Annotated in this window: 21 protein-coding genes; 7 read left to right on the top strand and 14 right to left on the bottom strand. The window is 51.8% G+C overall.

The window, feature by feature from the left end:
• Positions 1–6: 6 nt before the first annotated feature.
• On the top strand, positions 7–960 hold the full coding sequence (gene glsA / locus O9139_RS01015) for a glutaminase A (RefSeq protein ID WP_270877575.1): 954 nt from the start codon (positions 7–9) through the stop codon (positions 958–960).
• A gap of 57 nt (positions 961–1,017) precedes the next feature.
• On the opposite strand, the gene O9139_RS01010 is transcribed toward glsA, so the two are convergent.
• Genes O9139_RS01010 through nikR form a run of 4 tightly spaced genes read right to left on the bottom strand, consistent with a single transcriptional unit; the run spans position 1,018 to position 5,332 of the window.
• Positions 1,018–2,664, bottom strand: a complete 1,647-nt coding sequence (locus O9139_RS01010; protein WP_270877574.1) for a copper resistance CopC/CopD family protein — start codon at positions 2,662–2,664, stop codon at positions 1,018–1,020.
• Between the two features lie 13 nt (positions 2,665–2,677).
• On the bottom strand, positions 2,678–3,079 hold the full coding sequence (locus tag O9139_RS01005; RefSeq protein WP_270877573.1) for a DUF2203 domain-containing protein: 402 nt from the start codon (positions 3,077–3,079) through the stop codon (positions 2,678–2,680).
• A 43-nt stretch (positions 3,080–3,122) separates the two neighbouring features.
• Entirely contained in the window at positions 3,123–4,844 is a 1,722-nt protein-coding gene (locus O9139_RS01000) for a sensor domain-containing diguanylate cyclase (RefSeq protein ID WP_270877572.1), read from the bottom strand.
• Between the two features lie 35 nt (positions 4,845–4,879).
• Positions 4,880–5,332, bottom strand: a complete 453-nt coding sequence (nikR, locus tag O9139_RS00995) for a nickel-responsive transcriptional regulator NikR (RefSeq protein ID WP_270877571.1) — start codon at positions 5,330–5,332, stop codon at positions 4,880–4,882.
• A 167-nt stretch (positions 5,333–5,499) separates the two neighbouring features.
• On the opposite strand from nikR, the gene O9139_RS00990 reads away from it, so the two are divergent.
• The gene (locus O9139_RS00990) at positions 5,500–6,171 is read left to right on the top strand and encodes an MBL fold metallo-hydrolase (protein WP_270877570.1); all 672 of its coding nucleotides are present in this window, start codon (positions 5,500–5,502) and stop codon (positions 6,169–6,171) included.
• A gap of 240 nt (positions 6,172–6,411) precedes the next feature.
• Here the strand turns inward: O9139_RS00990 and O9139_RS00985 are convergent, their stop codons facing one another.
• From O9139_RS00985 to O9139_RS00965, 5 genes are all read right to left on the bottom strand, one after another.
• The gene (locus O9139_RS00985) at positions 6,412–6,822 is read right to left on the bottom strand and encodes a gamma-glutamylcyclotransferase family protein (RefSeq protein ID WP_270877634.1); all 411 of its coding nucleotides are present in this window, start codon (positions 6,820–6,822) and stop codon (positions 6,412–6,414) included.
• Between the two features lie 62 nt (positions 6,823–6,884).
• Entirely contained in the window at positions 6,885–7,172 is a 288-nt protein-coding gene (locus O9139_RS00980) for a CD3324 family protein (protein WP_270877569.1), read from the bottom strand.
• 515 nt (positions 7,173–7,687) lie between these two features.
• Positions 7,688–8,752, bottom strand: coding sequence for a 5-oxoprolinase subunit C family protein (locus tag O9139_RS00975; RefSeq protein ID WP_270877568.1), 1,065 nt, complete (start codon positions 8,750–8,752; stop codon positions 7,688–7,690).
• A 48-nt stretch (positions 8,753–8,800) separates the two neighbouring features.
• Positions 8,801–9,610, bottom strand: coding sequence for an alpha/beta hydrolase (locus O9139_RS00970; protein WP_270877633.1), 810 nt, complete (start codon positions 9,608–9,610; stop codon positions 8,801–8,803).
• 142 nt (positions 9,611–9,752) lie between these two features.
• A complete protein-coding gene (locus O9139_RS00965; protein WP_270877567.1) occupies positions 9,753–11,348 on the bottom strand; it encodes a bifunctional metallophosphatase/5'-nucleotidase in 1,596 nt (531 codons plus the stop codon).
• A 151-nt stretch (positions 11,349–11,499) separates the two neighbouring features.
• On the opposite strand from O9139_RS00965, the gene O9139_RS00960 reads away from it, so the two are divergent.
• Both O9139_RS00960 and O9139_RS00955 read left to right on the top strand, forming a co-directional pair.
• The gene (locus O9139_RS00960) at positions 11,500–12,465 is read left to right on the top strand and encodes a phosphate/phosphite/phosphonate ABC transporter substrate-binding protein (protein ID WP_270877566.1); all 966 of its coding nucleotides are present in this window, start codon (positions 11,500–11,502) and stop codon (positions 12,463–12,465) included.
• A 202-nt stretch (positions 12,466–12,667) separates the two neighbouring features.
• The gene (locus tag O9139_RS00955; RefSeq protein WP_270877565.1) at positions 12,668–12,919 is read left to right on the top strand and encodes a hypothetical protein; all 252 of its coding nucleotides are present in this window, start codon (positions 12,668–12,670) and stop codon (positions 12,917–12,919) included.
• A gap of 54 nt (positions 12,920–12,973) precedes the next feature.
• Here the strand turns inward: O9139_RS00955 and phnE are convergent, their stop codons facing one another.
• From phnE to O9139_RS00935, 3 genes are all read right to left on the bottom strand, one after another.
• Positions 12,974–14,548, bottom strand: coding sequence for a phosphonate ABC transporter, permease protein PhnE (gene phnE, locus O9139_RS33150; protein WP_333742434.1), 1,575 nt, complete (start codon positions 14,546–14,548; stop codon positions 12,974–12,976).
• Positions 14,545–15,318, bottom strand: a complete 774-nt coding sequence (phnC, locus tag O9139_RS00940; protein ID WP_270877564.1) for a phosphonate ABC transporter ATP-binding protein — start codon at positions 15,316–15,318, stop codon at positions 14,545–14,547. Before phnC ends, phnE begins: the two co-directional genes overlap by 4 nt.
• 171 nt (positions 15,319–15,489) lie before the next feature.
• A complete protein-coding gene (locus O9139_RS00935; protein ID WP_270877563.1) occupies positions 15,490–16,515 on the bottom strand; it encodes a HoxN/HupN/NixA family nickel/cobalt transporter in 1,026 nt (341 codons plus the stop codon).
• Positions 16,516–16,682: 167 nt separating this feature from the next.
• Between O9139_RS00935 and O9139_RS00930 the strand changes: the two genes are divergently transcribed.
• The 3 genes from O9139_RS00930 (at position 16,683) to O9139_RS00920 (ending at position 18,903) form a co-directional block, all read left to right on the top strand.
• Entirely contained in the window at positions 16,683–17,492 is an 810-nt protein-coding gene (locus tag O9139_RS00930) for a sensor histidine kinase (protein WP_270877562.1), read from the top strand.
• 15 nt (positions 17,493–17,507) lie between these two features.
• Positions 17,508–18,185 carry a response regulator transcription factor gene (locus O9139_RS00925; protein WP_270877561.1) on the top strand — a complete coding sequence of 226 codons (678 nt, stop codon included), beginning with the start codon at positions 17,508–17,510 and terminating at the stop codon, positions 18,183–18,185.
• Between the two features lie 91 nt (positions 18,186–18,276).
• On the top strand, positions 18,277–18,903 hold the full coding sequence (locus O9139_RS00920) for a YcnI family copper-binding membrane protein (protein ID WP_270877560.1): 627 nt from the start codon (positions 18,277–18,279) through the stop codon (positions 18,901–18,903).
• Between the two features lie 158 nt (positions 18,904–19,061).
• Here the strand turns inward: O9139_RS00920 and O9139_RS00915 are convergent, their stop codons facing one another.
• Both O9139_RS00915 and O9139_RS00910 read right to left on the bottom strand, forming a co-directional pair.
• The gene (locus tag O9139_RS00915) at positions 19,062–19,322 is read right to left on the bottom strand and encodes a YciI family protein (protein WP_270877559.1); all 261 of its coding nucleotides are present in this window, start codon (positions 19,320–19,322) and stop codon (positions 19,062–19,064) included.
• A gap of 3 nt (positions 19,323–19,325) precedes the next feature.
• Positions 19,326–19,814: a dihydrofolate reductase gene (locus O9139_RS00910; protein ID WP_270877558.1), complete on the bottom strand. Its 489-nt coding sequence runs from the start codon at positions 19,812–19,814 to the stop codon at positions 19,326–19,328.
• Positions 19,815–19,933: the final 119 nt, after the last annotated feature.

The raw sequence follows: 19,933 nt of genomic DNA, 5'->3' as shown, positions 1-19,933 counted from the left end.
ACAGCTATGAGCCAAAATCACCAAGACTCCGCTTGGGGCAAACTGCAGACCATGCTGCCTCAATGGGTCCATGAAAGTAAAGCGTATACGGAAGACGGCCAAGTCGCTGCTTATATCCCGGAGTTGGCCCGCGCGCCGCAAAATGTGCTTGGCATCTGCCTCATGGACGCGGCGGGAGATACCGTAGTCGGCGGCGACCACGATTTCCGTTTTACCCTGCAAAGCATTTCCAAAGTTTTCACCTTGATTTTGGCACTGATGGACCGGGGCGAAGAGGTTGTCTTCTCCAAGGTGGGGATGGAGCCTACCGGGGACGATTTCAACTCCATGCTGAAGCTGGAGCTGGTGGAGCCCGGCATTCCTTTTAATCCGCTGATTAATGCCGGCGCCATCGCGATTTCGTCACTCATGGCCGGCAGTGACCCGGCGGCGCAGACGCAGCGGATCCTGCAATTTTTCCGCGATGTCGCTGATAACCCGACGCTCGCTATCAATCATGCCGTTCATCGCTCGGAATCCGATACCGCGCACCGGAACCGTTCGCTCGCGTACTTCCTCAAAGATAACGGCGTGCTGAGCGGTGACGTCGAAGACGTGCTGGACGTTTACTTCAGCCACTGTTCCGTTGAAGCGACTTGTACCGATCTGGCCCGCATGGCGCTTGTGCTTGCGAACAATGGCGTAGATCCGATCCGGAACCTCCGGTTGATGCCCAGACGCTACGTCCAGATCGCCAAAACGTTCATGATCACCTGCGGCATGTACAATGCCTCCGGCGAATTCGCCATGAACGTCGGACTCCCAGCTAAAAGCGGTGTGTCCGGAGGCATACTGACGATGGTGCCCGGACAGTACGGGATCGGGGTGGTCGGCCCTGCGCTTAACCGCAAAGGCAATAGCACAGCAGGTGTGCATCTGATCGGCAAACTGTCGCAGGAATTCGACTGGAGTTTATTTTAAACGAAAACAGGCTGTTCACGAATCATTCAACATGATCGGGAACAGCCTGTTTGTATATTAATAAACGATGAATGTTTTATGATAAACTGTCTCGTTATCATCTTGATCCATTACGCGCATCTCCAAATCCCAGTTGCCGCGGAACGGAAGATAAGCTCCAGAAACTTTGTAGCTATATTTCTTTAATCCGTAGGAATCTTCCATCGTTTTGTCGTCAAAGGGGACAATCGGTACCGATATCGGGGCAATGCTCTTATCGTCCTGATAATTGAGAATCATTTGCACCTGTTTCGGAGTGCCCGATTGTTCTGGCAGCCACACTTTGGCGACAAATGTGTTGGTTCCCTGTACCTTCGGCGTGATGTCCGCGCTCACGTGCACTTTCTCTCCCATTTGGTGCCAATTCAGCGGTTGATTGGAAGGAATCGGCGCCACGTAAGTGAGAATGCCGACAACTGCGACGATGATTATCATCAAGGTCAAATCCACTTTCAACCAAAGCTTGGCCATCTGTTCCTGCTGCTTGCGCAAATATAGACGAATGATCATGCCAACGATAGCGACAAGCAGGACCAGGCCGATTTTGACGAACAACAGCGTTCCCCAAGAGGAATACAGCAAATAGTGCAAATTCGGCAAAAAGAGCAGGACGGAAATCGCACCGGTCACTGTCAAAACGATAATGGACAGCAGCGCCATGTTGGAAAACGCGCGTAGGAAGGAATTGAGCGCTTGGCTTTGGTTCCTCCACTTCACGGCGAGCAGGATCAAGCCCCCGACCCATAGCGCCGCAGCGGCTAGGTGAATGAAATCGAGCCCGATGGTCGCCCATTGCGGTTCAAAAGATGCCGCGTGGCCGCTGAAACTTTTGGCTGCCAGCAAAGCAACCGCAAACACGACATCCAACCCAGCCCATCGGCCCACCACGGCAAATCCGACCAAAGAAATGATAAGAAGCAGCAGCCATGATACACCTACGCTTGTCGCGCTAAATAGCCTCCACAGGTCTTGTACCCCTCCGTCACCGAGCAAATCTTCGACATGCGTAAAGATAAGCAGCAGCAGCGTGATGAGATGAACTCTTTGCAAATTCAGCGTCCATGACCCGACGGCTTTCCTCGCTTCCGCACCACCTTGTGCCGGCAGCCTGAGCCAGATGACCCATCCCGCCAAAGCAAGGACCGCTAGGTACCACAGCCCGCGAGACGCATACTGCAGCATATCTTTGGTCGTTACCGGCCCGCTGCCCCCATGCTGATGGCTCGAAGTGACAGGCAGATTCAACCGGTCTTCCTGAGGCGGATTCCCGATTGTGATCGGATAGCTCCCTCCGACCGGATGCCCGTCCGCTGAGATAACGTGATAACTAATCAGATAGACGCCTTCCCGCAGCTTCGGCAGTGCCAATTGAACCGCGGTATGCTCTGCGCTCATCTGTGCTTGATTATGCGTAGCCTCACGGCCTGTGTGATCAAAAACTTTAATGTAAAAGAGCCCGTCATCCAATCGCTCATTAAACGTAATTTTTACTTCTGAAGGCGAGTCTTGAAACTTACTGTCCGCCTCCGGCGTGGCCTGCACGACTGACGCATGGGCGTAAGCCGCCCGCGGCGCCATAACCGCGCTCAGCATCAAAGCTGCCAGCACCAGCATCATAAGCCCTAATCTCACCTGGAGCCGTTTCCATCTACTTGAATAGATCATGTATGCAGCACCTCTAATCCGCAAGCGGCTTGCGGCCGGCAAAGCCATCATGCTTGCCATGGTAATAATGAATGGCGTCCTCGCCCTGCTTCCAACAGAGCAGCACTTCCTGTCCGTCCATCCATGCCGGAAAATCAACCAAGCCGGTATCGATGTCTTTCAGTTCAATCCCTTTGAGCTGAAAGCCGGCGATAAGCCCCTGCGCTTCCATTTGCATAAATTCCAATTCCGCTTCCATGATGAAATACGGGTCTTGATCCCCTGGCGTCGTCATGGCATCTTCTTCCTTCTTCTGGCGCAGCTCCATATATTTACTCTCAAAATTGCGTTTCAATGACTGAAGCTTGCGAAGCTCCTGATCGACGACCGGAAGCCATGCATTCGCTTCTTCTACTGTGAAATATTTACCAGACACTAGCGCACCTCCCTCATCCGATTGTAACAAAAAAAAGGGACAACTACGAACTTGATACGCATATCCGGTTTCTGCCCAATCTTTTTGCCTCGTAGAGAGCCTCATCCGCTCTGCGCAGCGCTGCGTGGAAGTCATCGCTGCTGTCGCTCTTCCATTCGGTAATCCCGATGCTGACCGTACAAGTAATATGCGTATCTCCGATATGGATCGGAACACTGCATACAGCGCTTAGCAGTTCCTCCGCCCGATGTCGGGCTTGGTCTAAAAACGTATCCGGCATCAGCACGATGAATTCCTCGCCGCCGAATCTTCCAATGACATCCCCGTGCCGGAAGCACTGCCGCAGGACAGAGGCAATTTGCTGCAGCACGTTATCCCCGGCCAGATGGCCGTAAGTGTCATTGATCCGTTTAAAATGGTCGATATCCAAGATTAAAAAAACCATTTGCTCACTCATTCGCGAGGAGAACCGGTTCATAATGTAGCGCCGATTATACAAGCCCGTCAGGAAGTCGGAGTCAGCGAGTTTGCGGTTTTCGTTCATTTGCTCCACCGCACGGTCCTTCTCTTTACGGATCAGTTTAATTTGATTGGCCAATCCCCAAGAAACGATGAGTGTTTCCAGCGTGGAACCGATCTGCGCGCTAAACGTCGTCAAGCTGTTCATCGGGATCACTCCCGATTCCGTGAACGTCGTGATGATGCCCGTCATCGCAAAAATGCCCCAACCGCACAAATAGTAGCGCGCTGGCCGAAAATTCGCTTGTAGCGCCCTCACGCCAGGAATAATCATTAATAATTCAAAGAATAAGTACTTGACCAACATCAATTTAAGGCCTAACACTACATCCACACACATCAACAAGATATTGAAGATCTCGACCACGATGAACATGTTGCAAAACAGTTTCCAGCGATCGCTGAGCGACCGAGGAGGCAGGAAATTACGGATAAATAAGAGCGCCATGATATGGCTGACGCACATAAAAAATCCGATGGCCCGATTGTTCCACCAGATCGCATCCGACCACAGAAACTCAAAAGCAACGCCATTCAGCGTAGCAAACATGATCAATCCTGAAGCACTATGCAGCGCGAAATAAAGATAGGCTTTTGCCCGGAAGAAAAACGCCATGAAGGCGTTGTAAATGGTCAAAATGATGATGATCCCGTAATTTGCGCCGAGCAGCAAATAAGAGACTTGTTCTTTCTGAGCGAAATGAACGGGATGAATGATTTTCAAAGGCAGCGCTGCCGCCCCCTCGGTTCGAAAATGCAAATACACATCCAGTGTCTCGCCGCGTTCAATTTCGAGATTGAGCACCAGATTGCGGTTCTTTACTTCCCGGTTATCAAAGGCATTATCATCTCCGACGTGCTTTTGCAGCACGGTATTGGTTCCATCGAGCACATACGCGTCTACGGAATCCAGTGTCGGAAAAGCGATCTCCAGCAGCCAATCTTTCTTCAGGGATGTATTCTTCACCTTGAACTCCGCCCAATGACTATAGGCGGAATATCCGTAATTAATCGTTTGGCTGCCTGCATCGGTGAACCTAGCAGCCACATCCGGATGCAGGAGATCGTAGATGACCAGACGATTCTCTTTGTCTTCGAGCACACTTGTGTACGGGTTCAAGTCATATTCATTTTTGGAATCGTTCAACTCCAGAATCCCGCTGCCCTTGGCCGAAGGTGCCATTAGGAGACTAGCCATCAGCACGATGACAAAGAGAAACAGGGTAGGCATCGTTCTTTTATTCAATGATTAATTGCTCCTTGCCCAATTGATAGGTCGCGCTAATGGGAATGATCATGTGCATGCCAATCGTGCTGCTCGTCCACATGCGTGACGGATAATTCCGCATAGCTTACTCCTTTTAGCACTTGTATGCGCTGCTGCAGTTCTCTTAACTGACGAACCTTCCCGCGAACGACGAGGATTTCCAAGCATTGCTGATGATTCAAATGTATATGCATGGTGGAAATAATTTCATGATGGTAGCCATGCTGAAGCTCGGTGAGCGTGATCGGCAAATCACTGGCATGGTGGTCATACACCATGACAATCGTGCCTGCCACCGTTTCGTCCGGCTGCATCGCGCTTGAAGCCAGCAAGGCTTTGCGCGTCAAGTCGCGGATCGCTTCGGACCGGTTATCGTAACCCTGCATCGCAATGAGCTTGTCGAATTGTTCAATTAAGGATTGCGGCATCGAAATACCGAAACGCACGAGCGGATCTTTTTCAGTCATCGGTATCGCCTCTCTCCGTTCTAATAATAATTTTTTGTAAAAAGCAACATAATCCTACTCTAGCAGAAAGTAGGCTTGTCGAAAACTCCCTAACGGTAAAAATTGATCTTCACCTTGCCAGCCATTACAATTAAATAAGAAAAAATTTAATTTCGCAGGAGGCTGAAATGATGCCAGCACAAGCAGGTATTCAACCATTGGTCCTTAATCTTGATGTGAACGGAAATCCATTTATCCTGAATGCGACTCTGCTATGGGATGAAAACGATGTGATTCTGGTGGACACCGGCATCCCGGGCCAACTGGAGCTCATTCGCCAAACACTGGAAGAGGCTTCCTTTCCGTTTGAGAAGCTGACGAAGATCATTATCACGCATCACGATATGGATCACATCGGCAGTTTGCCTGAGCTGGTGAAAGCATCCGAAGGAAAAATTCAAGTTTATGCGCACGAGCTGGGCAAGCCTTTCATCACGGGTGAGGAACCTACGCAGAAGAGAAAAACGCTCGCTCCGCCGACTAACGTCGACGTCACGCTGAAGGATGGCGATGTGCTTCCGCTATGCGGCGGCATTCAAGTGATTTTCACGCCGGGCCATACCGTAGATCACATCTGCTTGTACCACATCCCAAGCAAAACACTGATTACCGGCGACGCGTTAACTGCTGAGAACGGCGTGCTCATGCCGCCAAATCCGCCATATACGCCTAACTACCCGCAAGCTCTGGAGTCGGTGGGCAAGCTTGTTGATTTGGACATCGAGACGGCAATTGCCTTCCATGGCGGTGTGTGCGCAGACAACATTCGTGAACGACTGATCGAGATTGCTAAAGGATAAAAAAAATGGCGGTGTTGGGATGGGTATCCCTGCACAGCCATTTTTTGGTTTTGCGCCGTGCGCAGGGGGGAGCGAACTTATCCTGCTGTGCAGGATAACTGGCGATTCGCCGCCTGACGCTTTTATCCTGCCATCTTTGCAGGATAAGCTGCTGACCGCGTGGCCAGACGACGGGTTCCCCGTTCCCGTATCTGGCTCCGCAACGCCGCCCCCGAACCTCGCCGGCTGCTGACCAAGCGATCAGGCTTCGCCGTTGCGATCCGCACTGAGCCTAGTACGAATCGCCCGCCACGATCCGCTTCGTATCTTTTTCAGTCCGCTGATATCCTCCCAGACATACACCCAGCCTTCGCGAAGTCCGTTTACATCGCGAACAAAGACCCGTTCGTACTCATTTGCTTCGCCGGGCCCGTAGTAATCTTCGAGTTCATCCATCGCCGCAAGCCCTTCCTCCGTCACTTCCAGCCACTCTCCAATGACTTGTTGCAGCTTTCCTCCCTCTGCTGAAATCAGCAATAGCGCCGGATATGCGCCTACATTGTATAGCTCTCCATGGACCGCTCCCGGCTGTACGGACACAACATACGGCGCCGCCACCGCATGGTTGGATTCACCCACCATGAGCGTGCCATAAACAAATACGGAAATCATCATTCTCCCCCTTTGCCGCTAAACTCATAAGAAAAAAGCAGCAACTCTGCAGTCGCTGCCTTCTATGCTTGATTCGCCGTTAACTCGCGCGTCTTCACGATAATCTTGCGAATACTGTCCTCCGATAGGTGGAAGACCTTAATCAATTCCATAACGGTCGAACCGTTCTGGTACATGCGATAAATTTCACGGTTTCTGCGCTCAATGATGACGCGCGTTCCGTTATTCTCACCCCAACCGGCGCGTTTTTGCTCTTTCTTGGGGATATATACGATTTCACCTTGAATATATTCTTGTAATTGTTTCAACAGGTTAGGGGGAAGAACGTCCTTCCCGTTCTTGTAACTCATGGATGAGAACCTCCTCAAATTATCGATCAAAGTTGACTTTGTCTACATTTGCAGAGTGTATCTTCATCCCCCTGAACCTCATACCATTCTCAAAAAATGGAATAAAAAAAACACGAACATAATCGTGCCTGCGGGTTGTATATGTGATTATACAAATTCAGGTGAACGGTTATTCCACGAATGATATTCAGTTAGGAGAGGAGTACCTCTGCGGTTTCCGCAATCATCGCTACTGTCATTGTGTTGTTCATTGTCAAACACTCCTTTCACCAAATTTGTTTAAATTACAATTTCTATTATATGTAAAAAATTTCTTGTTGTCTACTCGAAAGTTAAAATTTATCCGGAGGCCTTGCGGCCTCCGTAGAATGTCCCTGCTTACGCAGAGACCACCTCGTTTGTTGTAATCAATTTGATCACTCCTTTCCTCAGGAATCAGCCGGCCGGCTACATCTCTATTTACTCATATATCCAGTGATTCCTCAAGCGAAAGAATCATTATATCCATTCTCTCCTTATTTCGCATAATCCTGAACCCACATCTTCAACCCGGCTTGCAAAAAGCGCAAATCCAATTGTTGCAGAAGCTGCAGCATCTGCGCTTCCGCAGGGGAAACTTCCTCAAAGCGCATATAGCTGCCAGGCTTGACTTGAGCAGCTAGCGGCAGATCCGCGCTGATGACCCGACCGATACGAGCATAGCCCTCCGCCACCGGGCCGCTTGTCATCAGCAGGCAAGGCTGGCCGCTTGCTGGCAGCAGAAGCGTGCCGGGGTCACCAGCATCGCCGCCGAGGGTGGCGGAGCTGGTGGCCTCGCCGCCGCTGCCCGGGCTGCCGATGAGCTCGCCGCCAGTGGCGACGGTGCTGCCCGCGAGGCTGCCCGCAACCGGAGCGCTCGGAGCGTCCGAAGCGCCCGCCTGCAGCGTGAGCTTCGCCCCCTCCAGCAAGCAGCCTATCCGGCCGGACTCCATCGCCACCTTAAAGCTCCCCGTGCAAAAGCTGCGCATACTTTCGTCCGTCAAGCCCTCCGCTTCCCTCCCACGAATAAATCGGAGGGTCGGAAGCGCTGCATAGACCGGCCGGATGTAGGTGCTGACATAGCCGGGAGCGGCATGTCGGCCGTCGCGCCGGCCCCACGCTTGCAGCAAGCGGCGTGATGGCAGCGTGGGCGTCCCCGCATCCAGCACGTCCCCCGCCTGCAGCGCCGCCTCCCCGCGCGCGCCGTCCAGCCCGCCGGCGACGGCCAGATAAGACCGGCAGCCTTGCACGGCGTAGCCCAGGCTGAGCAACGAACCGGCCGGCAGCCTGAACGGCCGCCACAGGGGCACACGTTCGCCGTCCAGCTCGGCACCCATGTCGGCTCCACATATCGCGGCCAGCAGCTCCTGCTGCGCTTGAAGGACGCCGCCCTGCAGCGTCATTTCCAGCACGGCTGCACGGGCGTCGTTGCCAACGAGCAGGTTGGCGCTCCGGTGCGCGAAGCGGTCCCATGGCCCCAGCGCTCCCCCACCATGAAGACCGCTGCAGTCTTCACGCTGCAGAGTCGATAGCCGCCCTGATCTCCTAACTAGTAAGCTCATTCGGATGTCCTTTCTTGGGAGATTAATGCCCCAGAGAGAAGTCACAAATTATTGAGCAAAATTTTGCTTTCTGAGCCATGTACCACAAAGCGCCGGCCAAGCCTTCGCTTCCGGATGCTCCTCCGCCAAGCCGAGTCCGTGCCGGCCGCTTTCAAAGACGTGCAGCTCGAACGGCACCTGATGGCGGCTGAGCGCTCCAGCGAATAACAAGCTGTTCTCAACCGGAACAGCAGCATCATCCGCCGTATGCCACAGAAACGCAGGCGGCGTATGGTCTGTTACCCGCGTGTGCGTCGATAATGCTGCCGCCAAATCTTCATCGGCGGGCTCGCCAAGCAAATTAAACTTGGAGCCGACATGGCCTGAATCGCCGAAGGTGATGACAGGGTAGCATAAAACGATAAGATCGGGCCGGCTGCTGTACCGTTCGATCGGATCTGCAGCCTCTTCGTTGCCCGCGTCAAAGAGCGTTCCGGCCGTGGACGCCAGGTGGCCGCCCGCAGAAAATCCGAGAATCCCGATCCGCTTCGGATCTATTCGCCACTCCTCCGCACGGTGGCGGACCGTGCGAATCGCCCGCTGCGCATCCTGCAGCGGGAGCGGATGCCGGTGGGGAGCCACCCGGTAGTGCAGCACAAAAGCTGAGATTCCCAGGCTGTTCAGCCATAGCGCTACCGGTTCTCCTTCATGAGCGGCACGTCTGCCATAACCGCCGCCAGGACATACGATGACCGCTGCGCGGAGCCCTTCCCCTGACGCCGGGTAGAAGGTCAGGCCCGGACATCCTTGATTTTCCTCGCCGACGCTTTCTTGAGCAGCGCCTGGCCATAATTCAATGTTTTCCCAATTATTGTCTATGCTCACGCCTGATTCTCCTCCCCATTACTTTTTCTTTACTTAAGTTAATCATAGCTGATCCTGGGCATCCGGCAACCCCTAAGCAGAAAAAAACGCCAACAAGCCGGCGCTTAAGCTCCGGTCTGTCGACGCTTCCCTTTTTTTAATCCCAAATCACTTTCCAGTTGCCGTTAACGGTTGCTTCAATCGTGCCCCGCTCCATTATGTAGCCTGCCAAAAGTTCCGCCACATCCGTCGGAATATCCCTGACAACCGGCTTGTTCTGGAACATGGCATAATTGCCCCCGCCGCCTGCCCGGTAGTTGTTCATCACAACATCGAAGGAAGCGGATCGATCGATCGGCTTGCCTTCATAATCAAGCTGCACGACGCGCTCGCCGATCGGACGGGAGATGTTGATGGTATACTCGATACCTTCCCACATGTCATAGTTATAGTGCTGCGGCTTCGGCTCCCTGAATGAGGCGCTGACCTGCACGGAGCCGTCCGGTGCCAGCTCGAAATAGGCCGCGCTTTGCTCGAGCGCTTCTTTAATGTCTTGGCCGGAAATACGGATGACTTTAAGCGTGTTCGGATAAATGTAATTGGACACGATATCCCGCATCGTGATGTCAGCAGGGAAGCCCGGGGAAATGTTATCGAACAAAGCCGTATTGGCAATTTTTGCTCCGGACAGCTCCATTTGGACGCGATTAATGAATTCGATCAAAGCATTATCCCGCAAGCGGATCTGCATCGGATCTTGCACGCGCATATCACCGGTCAGCTTGCCGATCGGTTGATCCAGCCACTCTTGCGTCTTCGCTTCATACTCGCTCACGCGCGCAATTAATTCCGGATCGGCGTCAACACCTTTCACCGTCAGCAGCTCCGAGCGCTTGCCCACGATATGCCACTTGCCCGCTTGGCGCGCTAACTCAAGCTGAACCTTACCGAGCGCTGCCCCGGCGCTGCCTGGCTGCACCGTGATGACGCCGCCCACTTCCACGCCTGCTATGCTGCGGTGTTGATGTCCTGTTAGCAGGACATCGATGCCCGCTACCTCCATGCACAATTGATACCCTTGATTTTCACCCGACTGCGGTTCTGTTGGCTTGCCGGTGGCGAGATCGCGTTCAAAACCGCCGTGATAAGCCACGACGACTACATCCGCATGCTCCTGCTCTTTCAGCACAGGAACCCACTTAGCAGCGGCTTGTACCGCATCCACGAACTGCAGCCCTTGAATATGATCCGGATTCTCCCAATTCGGGATGTACGGTGTCGTCAAACCGAGAATCCCTACGCGCACGCCGTTCGGCAGCTCTCTTATCAAGTAAGGCTTGCCTAAGAAAGGCTCGCCATTATTTTCATCCACAATGGTTGCGCAAAGCCATGGAAATTGCGACTCCTGCACCGCTTTGCGCAGCACGTCAAGCCCGTAATTAAATTCATGATTGCCGAGGACTGCTGCATCATACCGCAAGTAGTTGAGGCCGAGTACCATCGGGTCTATCGGCGTATTATCCAATCTCGCGTGGTGATAAGCAAGCGGAGTGCCTTGAATAAGGTCGCCGTTATCAATCACCAGCACATGCTCGTTTTTTTGGCGTTCGTCAGCGATCAAAGCCGCAATTTTGGCTAAGCCGACATCGTTTGGCAAATTATTGGCATAATAAATTGGCAGTATGCTTCCATGCAGATCGCTCGTCTCCAAAATGGTAATGACACAGCGGTCGGCGCCAGATGTAATATCCATATTTTTCGCTCCTATTTGGAAAATATTTGTATTTATTTACAAATGAGTTGCTGCTTTAACAAATATTTAACACCATCTTCCAACTTTCCTGTGATAATGTTATAGTACATCTTGTACTAATGTAAATAATTTATCGGAGGTCAAAAAAAAAATGTTGAAAAAGTTTGCAGCAATCAGTATGTCGTTAGTGGTCGTCGCAGGAATCGCAGCGGGATGCGCTAAAAAAGAAGAGACAAATGCAGCATCCACAGCTAAAGCGTCTGCTTCACCAGCCGCTGCAGCAGCAGGTTTCGTGCCAAAAGAATTGAAAGTGCAATTCGTACCTTCCCAAAACGCGGAAACGCTTGAAGCTAAAGCAAAACCGCTGGAAAAATTGCTGGGCGACAAACTGGGTATTCCGGTTAAAGTGTCGGTTTCCACAGACTACAATACGGTTATTGAAGCAATGGCTTCCAAACAAGTAGACGTTGGCTTCCTACCTCCAAGTAACTACGTAGTTGCTCACGACACTCGTAAAGCTGCTGACCTTCTGGTTCAAGCTACACGCTTCGGTGTAGACGATGCTACAGGTCAACCGACAAAAGATCTTGTTGACTTCTACAAATCTATGCTGGTTGTTAAAGCTGATTCTCCAATCAAGTCCGTTGCTGATCTGAAAGGCAAGAAAATCGGCTGGCAAGGTGTTACTTCCGCTGCAGGTTACGTTTACCCAGGTTATGTGCTGAAAAAAGCTGGCGTTGACCCTGTAAAAGACGTAACAGGCGTTCAATTCCAAGGCCATGACAAAGCGATCATCGCTTTGCTGAACGGTCAAGTTGACGCAGTAGGCGTGTTCCAGGACATTCGTGCCAACATGACTAAAGACTATCCAGATGTATTTAAGCAAACTCGTGTACTTGCCTTCTCCGATAAAATTCCTAACGATACAATCGCTGTTCGTTCCGATATGGATGCAGCTTTCAAAAAGAAACTGCAAGACGCTTTCATCGCGATTGGCAACGATCCAGAAGGCCAAAAAATTATTTTTGACGTATACTCCCACAAAGGTTACGTTGCTACTGACGATTCCAAATTCGACATCGTCCGCAGCGTGAACAAAGAAATGGGCTTGAAATAAACCATTGCCTGCTTAATAAACCAATGCCTCCGCATGGACTTCACCTTCTATGCGAAGGCATTTTTTATATGCAGTAACCAGTCTTTTCACCTACCCTCATGCATACTATGGATATGGCACGTCCGTTAGGCCGTAATTTTTTTTACAAAGGCATGACAAACGTTTACTTGGGCTTGTCGTATATACTGAGAGGTGAAAATAAATGTTCAATATGCTCATTTGTTGTAAACAAACCGTATCGATCCGCTGCGGCAAAGATGACATCAAGGGAGTTATATCTAATTATTATCCGGCCTTTCAACTTATAAAGGTCAACAATGTTCTCATCCCCATCGAGCTCATTGAACACATTGAAGTTCTGGATGGGACTGGAACTAGCCCCTCCTACACACCACAGCGGGCGGTCAAAAACAGCAGCAAGCTTCGCCTTGTTCCAGGCGGACATACGAGATAAGCAAAGAACCTAACGGCCATTAAACCGTTAGGTTCTTTCTTTTGCGCGAAGCGCTTATACGATTCGTTTACGGAGCGTGCCCGAAATGTAATCGATAATCGAGACGGTAATGACGATCCCGATAATGATTATCCCCACCCGCGGCCATTGGCGAGCGTTGATCGCAAAGACGAGCGGCGTACCGATCCCACCGGCACCGATGATCCCGAGCAGCGTAGCCGAGCGGACATTGATTTCGAACCTGTACAGCGTGTAAGAAATAAAATCCGGTATGACCTGCGGCACAACGGCGTAAGCCATCTTTTGCCAAATGTTGGCTCCTACCGCCGTCATCGCTTCTGTAGGCCCCATATCCATGTTCTCGATTGCTTCCGCATACAGCTTGCCAAGCATCCCGACCGAGTGAAGACCGAGCGCCATAACACCGGCAAATGCCCCTGGACCGACCGCTTTAATAAAGATCAGCGCCATGATCACTTCTGGTATTGTGCGTACAATACTCAGGAAGACCTTCCCGGAACCGGACACATAACGGCTGCGGCTCATGTTGGATGCCGCCCAGAAAGCGAACGGTATACAGACAATCGCCGATACAAAGTTACCCAAGTAGGAGATCGACAAGGTCTCCAGCAAGGAGCGGAGCAAGTCTTCGCCTTCAGGGATATACACATAAGCCCAGTCCGGATGCGTCAACCCTTTGAACATGGATTTCATCAACACCCATGTCGTCGGCTGGATGCCAGTTAGCTCCAGACCGGTCAACGACCAGACGATCAGCGCCAGCACAACGATCCAGCCCAGCAGCGTATACAGACGCGTGCGGGAAGGTGACAGCGGCTTGGCGCTTCCTTTGAGCAAGTAGTTTCGAAAGCGCGTGCTCACCAAATCAATGATGACAACGACCAGCAGCGTATAGATGACAATCGCACAAGCTTGATCGTAGCGGAAAAGGTCGAGCGTATTTTTCAACAGCAAGCCGATACCGCCTGCGCCGACCAAGCCGAGAATCGACGATGCGCGAATGCTGACTTCAAACGTATACAGTAAGTGCGCCAGGTACGTAGGCGCTACCTGTGGAATCACACCAAAGCGGATAAGCTTCAGCTTGTTTGCGCCGACAGCCGTCATCGCCTCAAGCGGGCCAGGATCGATCGCTTCCGTAGACTCAAAAGCCAATTTGGAAAGAATCCCGAACGTAAAGAAAATGAGTGCCAGCGTACCTGCTGTAGGACCGAATCCGACTAGCACAGCGAACAAAGCGGCATACAGCAAATCCGGAATCGTGCGGATCAAGTTCATGATCAGCCGTGCCGGATAGAACAGCCATGGCGTCGTCGTGACGTTGCGCGCAGCCAGCAAGGCCATCGGATAGGCGAACAAGGCGCCGATGACCGTACCGAGTATTGACATTTGCAGCGTCTCCGCCATTGGCTTCCAAATATCAGCAAAGAAGGCCCAGTCCGGCGGGAACATCTCGCCGATGAATTTGACGATCTCTGGTGTTCCGGACACCAGCTTCGTGAGTGTCGCTTCTGTTTGGTAAATACTACCAATTAAAAATAAAACTAAAACGATGAGTGAAATATACAGCTTCGTACGAGGAGGTCTTTTGAAAGTTGCCGAACTCATCCCTCCTGCACCCCCAACAGCTCGTCTTTGTGAATGGCGCGTCCGTAGATTTCGGCGAATTTCTCATCTGTCGCTTCGGATACCGGGCCGTCGAAGACAACTTTGCCTGCGCGAAGGCCGATGATGCGCGTTGCATATTCGCGTGCCAAGTCAATAAAGTGAAGGTTCACCACCGTCGTGATGCCGAGCTCTGTATTGATGCGCTTCAAATCGTCCATGACCTGTCTGGTGGTCAGCGGGTCCAAGGACGCTACAGGCTCGTCCGCCAAAATGATTTTCGCCTCTTGCGCAAGCGCTCTTGCGATCGATACGCGCTGCTGTTGGCCGCCGGACAGCTCGTCCGCGCGCGAGTAAGCTTTTTCGCGGATGTTGACACGCTCTAACGCTTTCAATGCCAGCTCAACGTCCTCCTTAGGGAATAAGCCGAACATCGTGCGCAAAGTCGAGTGGTAACCGACCCGTCCGGACAGTACGTTGCGGAGTACAGTGGATCTTTTCACCAGATTAAATGTTTGGAAAATCATGCCGATATCCCGGCGCATCCGGCGCAAATCGGCACCGCTCGCTTTCGTAATTGATTTGCTGTCAATGAGAATCTGGCCGTCGGTAATTTCATGCAGGCGGTTAATCGAACGCAGCAGCGTTGATTTCCCGGCGCCGGACAGGCCGACAATCACCACGAACTCCCCGGGATGAATCGTCAGATTGATGTCATTCAAACCTACGGTACCGTTAGGATATACTTTGGAAATATGCTGAAACTGAATCATACAAGGCCCACTTTCTATAAATAGTTTCAAATGGCAACAACATTAATTCCACAAAATTCGTCAAAATCCTTTTTCACTTGTTTGCTTTATCAAAATTTTACATTCTTTTGTAAAGTAACACAAAAAAAGCGATAGCCTCAGATCCGTTGACCCTCAGCTACCGCGAATGTCTTATGCTTTAGCGCTCCAGCGCTCCTCGATTTTAAACCATTTCCAGATGCCTACTGAGACAATCCACGCTACGACAAACAGCCCGACTAAGATGTAGCCCAAGATGCCAAAATTCAGCTCCTGCAGCCAAGTCCAGAAGCCGCCTTCCATGCCCATCTTCTCCGAAAGAACCTGCCCCAGCTCAATTAAGCCAATAATTAGCGCCGCCACAACAGCAAGCGTTGTCACTATCAAATTATAATAAAGCTTGCGCACAGGCGTGTGGAATGCCCAGCGGTACGCTTTGGTCATGAACATGCCGTCTGCAGTGTCAAACAAGCTCATACCGGCAGCGAACAATAGCGGCAATGAAATGATACCGATGAACGGGATCGCTTCTTTGGCCGCATTGGCCGAGATCGCCAGCAGGGCGATTTCACTGGCCGTATCAAACCCCAGGCCGAACAAAAAGCCGAGCGGGTACACGTGCCAGCTTTTGCCGATGAAAGCGAATAACGGCTTCAACATTTTGGCGAACAAACCTCTGGATTGCAGCAGCTCTTCGAATTCATCATCTTTATGTTCACCGTTGCGGAATTGGCGGAATAAACGATACAAGTTAATGAGAATGAACAAATTCAGAACGCCGATCAGAACTAGGAACAGCCCGGATACAGAAGCCCCGATCACACCGCCATAACTCTGCAGCCATGGTAATTCGCGCTCCGCCCATTTGACGGAGACTGCCGTCGCGATAGCCATCAGGAACACAACGGAGGAGTGGCCGAGCGAGAAATAGAAGCCCACACCTAGCGGATTCTTCTTCTGCTGAACGAGCTTCCGCACCGTGTTGTCGATAGCAGCAATATGGTCCACGTCAAACGCGTGCCGCATGCCCAGCGTATAGGCAAGAAGGCCAATGCCCCAGAAAGCAGGCGCCGTTTTGGCCACACTGTACAGTCCGATAACCCCTAAAACGTGCAGAAGAATAACAAAACCTACGTATCCGGCCCAATTTTTCTTCTCCTGCATCAACATTTTCCACATCCTTGTCACCAGCCCCCTTCATTTCGTGCTACGATTTATTAATAATGTAGCACACGTGTGCATAAATGAAAAGATCGAGTGGAATGTTTTGTAAGGATAACCAACTCTGATCCTGCTATAATAGGAACCATGCCCAAAATCATCGACTACAAAGGAGCTGATCGCTCATGTCGCTGCGCATGCTGAAGCTATTATCCATTTTAGCGCCGGTACTAATTATTGGCGGCTTTGAATACATTCGCCATGAGTTTTTGCTCAATTATTTAACGATGGAGGCCGGCAATTTCACGATCACGGTTATTACCTTCCTGCTCTCCTACTTGTTCGCTTCCTGGATGTTTCATAATATTAACCGCAACAATGAGAAGCTGGCCGCAGGCGAAGCCCGGCGGGCGGTCTATGAGGAGCGCGAGCGGCTGGCCCGTGAGCTCCACGACGATTTGGCGCAGACGCTTTTCTTCCTTAATGTCAAGCTGAAGCAAGGGCATGTGGAGGAAGCCAAAGCGGCTGTCGCCGAGATTGACAATTCGCTGCGCCAAGCGATTTATAATTTGCGGACGCCGCCCGTGGAAGGCCACGGCTTCGCGCTGCGGCTGCACAAGTGGCTTCGCGACTGGCAGCTGGTCACGGAGATTGAGCTGGAGACGAAGATCCAGATCGCTGAAGACAGCTTCGGACAAGCAGATGAGGTGCTGCTTTTCGGCATTATACAAGAAGGCTTCACCAACATCCGCAAGCATTCCGGCGCAACCCGAGCTTCCATTATTCTGGAGGCCAACCCTGCATCCTGGCAATTGCAAATGAAAGATAACGGCTGCGGGCTGCAGGAGAACGACATCTCCGGAAAGCGGTACGGCATCGAACTGATGCGCAAACGAGCGGCAGAGCTGTCGGCTGAGCTTACGCTCGCTTCTATTCGTGAGGGCGGCCGCGTTGCGGGAACCGAAATCCGCTTGTCTGCTCATCATTATCAATAAGGAGGAAGATTGATTATGTCAACGCAGCAGCCTTACCGGATCCTGATCACTGATGACCACCCGCTGGCCCGCAAAGCGATCCGCAGCATGCTGGAGTCCGATCCGCGCTTTTACATCATCGGCGAAGCAAGCTCGGGGGAGGAAGCGCTTCTCTTATGTGAAGAGTTACACCCTGAGGTGGTCCTGATGGACATTCATATGTCCCCGATGAACGGCCTAGAAGCGACCCGTCGCATCAAACAGCTTAACAGTGCGATTCGCATCGTGATGCTGACCGTGTCCGACGACGTTGCGGATCTTTTTACCGCTCTGCAATTCGGTGCCCAAGGCTATCTGCTTAAAAATATGGATCCCGATGAATGGCTCACGTATCTGCATGCACTGCTGGACGACAACTCGGAAATCGCCCGGCAAATGGCGGACAAGCTTTTCCAGCGCTTCCGATCCCCGTCCCGGTCGCAAACAGAAGGGCCGCATCCGAACATGCTCACGGCACGCGAGCAGGAAATCACCGCTTATGTCGCCGATGGCTGCAACAATCGGCAAATTGCCGAACAGCTGCTAATCTCAGAGCATACGGTGAAAAACCATATGAGAAACATCCTGGAAAAGCTCCAGCTGGAAAATCGCGTGCAGCTCACCGCCTTTGCCGTGAAGTTCGGATTGACACGGAAAGGACAAAACCTGATCTAAAAATAGCCCAGTCGAGTCATACTATTTTGCTTGAGAGTCCCATATCATGGACATGATGATAGTAGCTGATTCGAAAGGGGACTATTTTAATATGTTGAAAAAATTGATGTTCAATCTTGGAGTTATGCTCGCGGGCTCTATGCTGCTTGCCGGCATCGCCAGCGCGCATGTTACCGTAATGCCTAACAGCACGACACAAGGAAGCTACGAGAAATTTACAGTTCGTGTACCCACTGAGAAAGATGTGCCGACTGTTAAAGTAGAAGTGAAATTTCCGGTTGATTCCGTGACGATCTCCCGCTTCGAGCCGAAGCCGGGCTGGACGTATGCACTCGCTAAAGATGCCTCCGGCAAAATTACCGGCGTCACATGGACGGCGACCGGCGATGGATTATCGAGCACGGAATTCGGCGATTTCAATATGCAGGGCAAGGTTGCCGATGCGGCAACGCAAATCGTTTGGAAGGCTTACCAGACTTACAAGGACGGCAGCGTTGTGGAATGGGTTGGCGCTGAGGGCTCGGACAAGCCTGCGTCCGTGACCGCAGTTAAGCCGAAGGCGGCCGGCGCTGCGACGGACAGCCACGGCAATACCGCTGCCTCGGGCGGTGCCGGCGCCGGCGCGGCTTCGTCGAGCGCGCCATTGTACTTGTCCATCGCGGCGCTCGTGCTCGGCGCGCTGGCGTTGATCGTATCGCTCGTGAAGAAACGAGCGTAGCATGGTGCAGCGCTGGTGAGTGGCGCGGACTAGCGACGCGGCGCCGGTGGCCTAACGCGGATAGGACGCGCTAGAGCGGGCCACCCTCACTCGCAGCATGTCTAAAGCGGAAAACAAAAAGGAGTTAAGCAGGCACACTGCTTAGCTCCTTTTTGCTCTTACATCACCAGATCCCACTCATGAATCTCGCAATGTCTCGCTCCCAGCTTCACGTACGGATCTTCCTCAACAATGGCTTGGACTTCCTCGAACGACTCCGCCTTATAAATGACAAGTCCGCCCCAGCCATCCACAAACCGGCCATTGGCGAAGATTTTACCTTCGCTTCTACGGGCTTCGAGATATGCCAGGTGAGCCGGACGATGCTCCTTGCTCAGCTCTTCATCCTTCATCGGCAGCAGTACGGCAAAATATTTCATCGATTACGCCTTCTTTCTCTCAAAAATTCGGAAATAGTACTCATACGGGTTCTTCTCGTCGCGCACACCTTGCTCGCTGGAGAGCAGCGTCCATCGGGACATGTCCACTTCTCCAAAGTAGGTATCCGCCTCAAACTCATGCTCGATGAAGGTAATATACATCCGATCGACGACGTTCTCCATCAAGCGAAAAATTTCCGCCCCTCCGATGACGAACAGCTCCTCATCCTGAAACTGCTGCACGGCTTCCTCTACGGAATGTACGATTTCGCAGCCTTCGGCTTGAAACTCGCGATTTTGCGTCAAAATCACGTTCCGCCGCCCGGGCAGCGGCTTGCCGATCGACTCGTACGTCTTGCGTCCCATCAAGATCGGGTGCCCCATGGTAACGTTTTTGAAAAACTTCAGATCCGCCGGCAAATGCCACGGAAGCTTGTTATTGAGGCCAATAGCGCGATTGCGATCCATAGCAAAAATGAAGGAAATACTCATTTCCAAAACCTCCCTTTCTATTATTGTCTACTCATCCATACTTGAAATGCAAGAAAGCTATATTCCGCTTTCTTTTATAATTCCGTCCATCTTCGCACTTATAGTCTGGTTGTTCGGAC

The sequence above is a fragment of the Paenibacillus aestuarii genome (assembly GCF_027789125.1).
Lineage (GTDB): Bacteria > Bacillota > Bacilli > Paenibacillales > NBRC-103111 > Paenibacillus_E > Paenibacillus_E aestuarii.
This window is presented reverse-complemented; position numbering and strand designations above follow the sequence as displayed.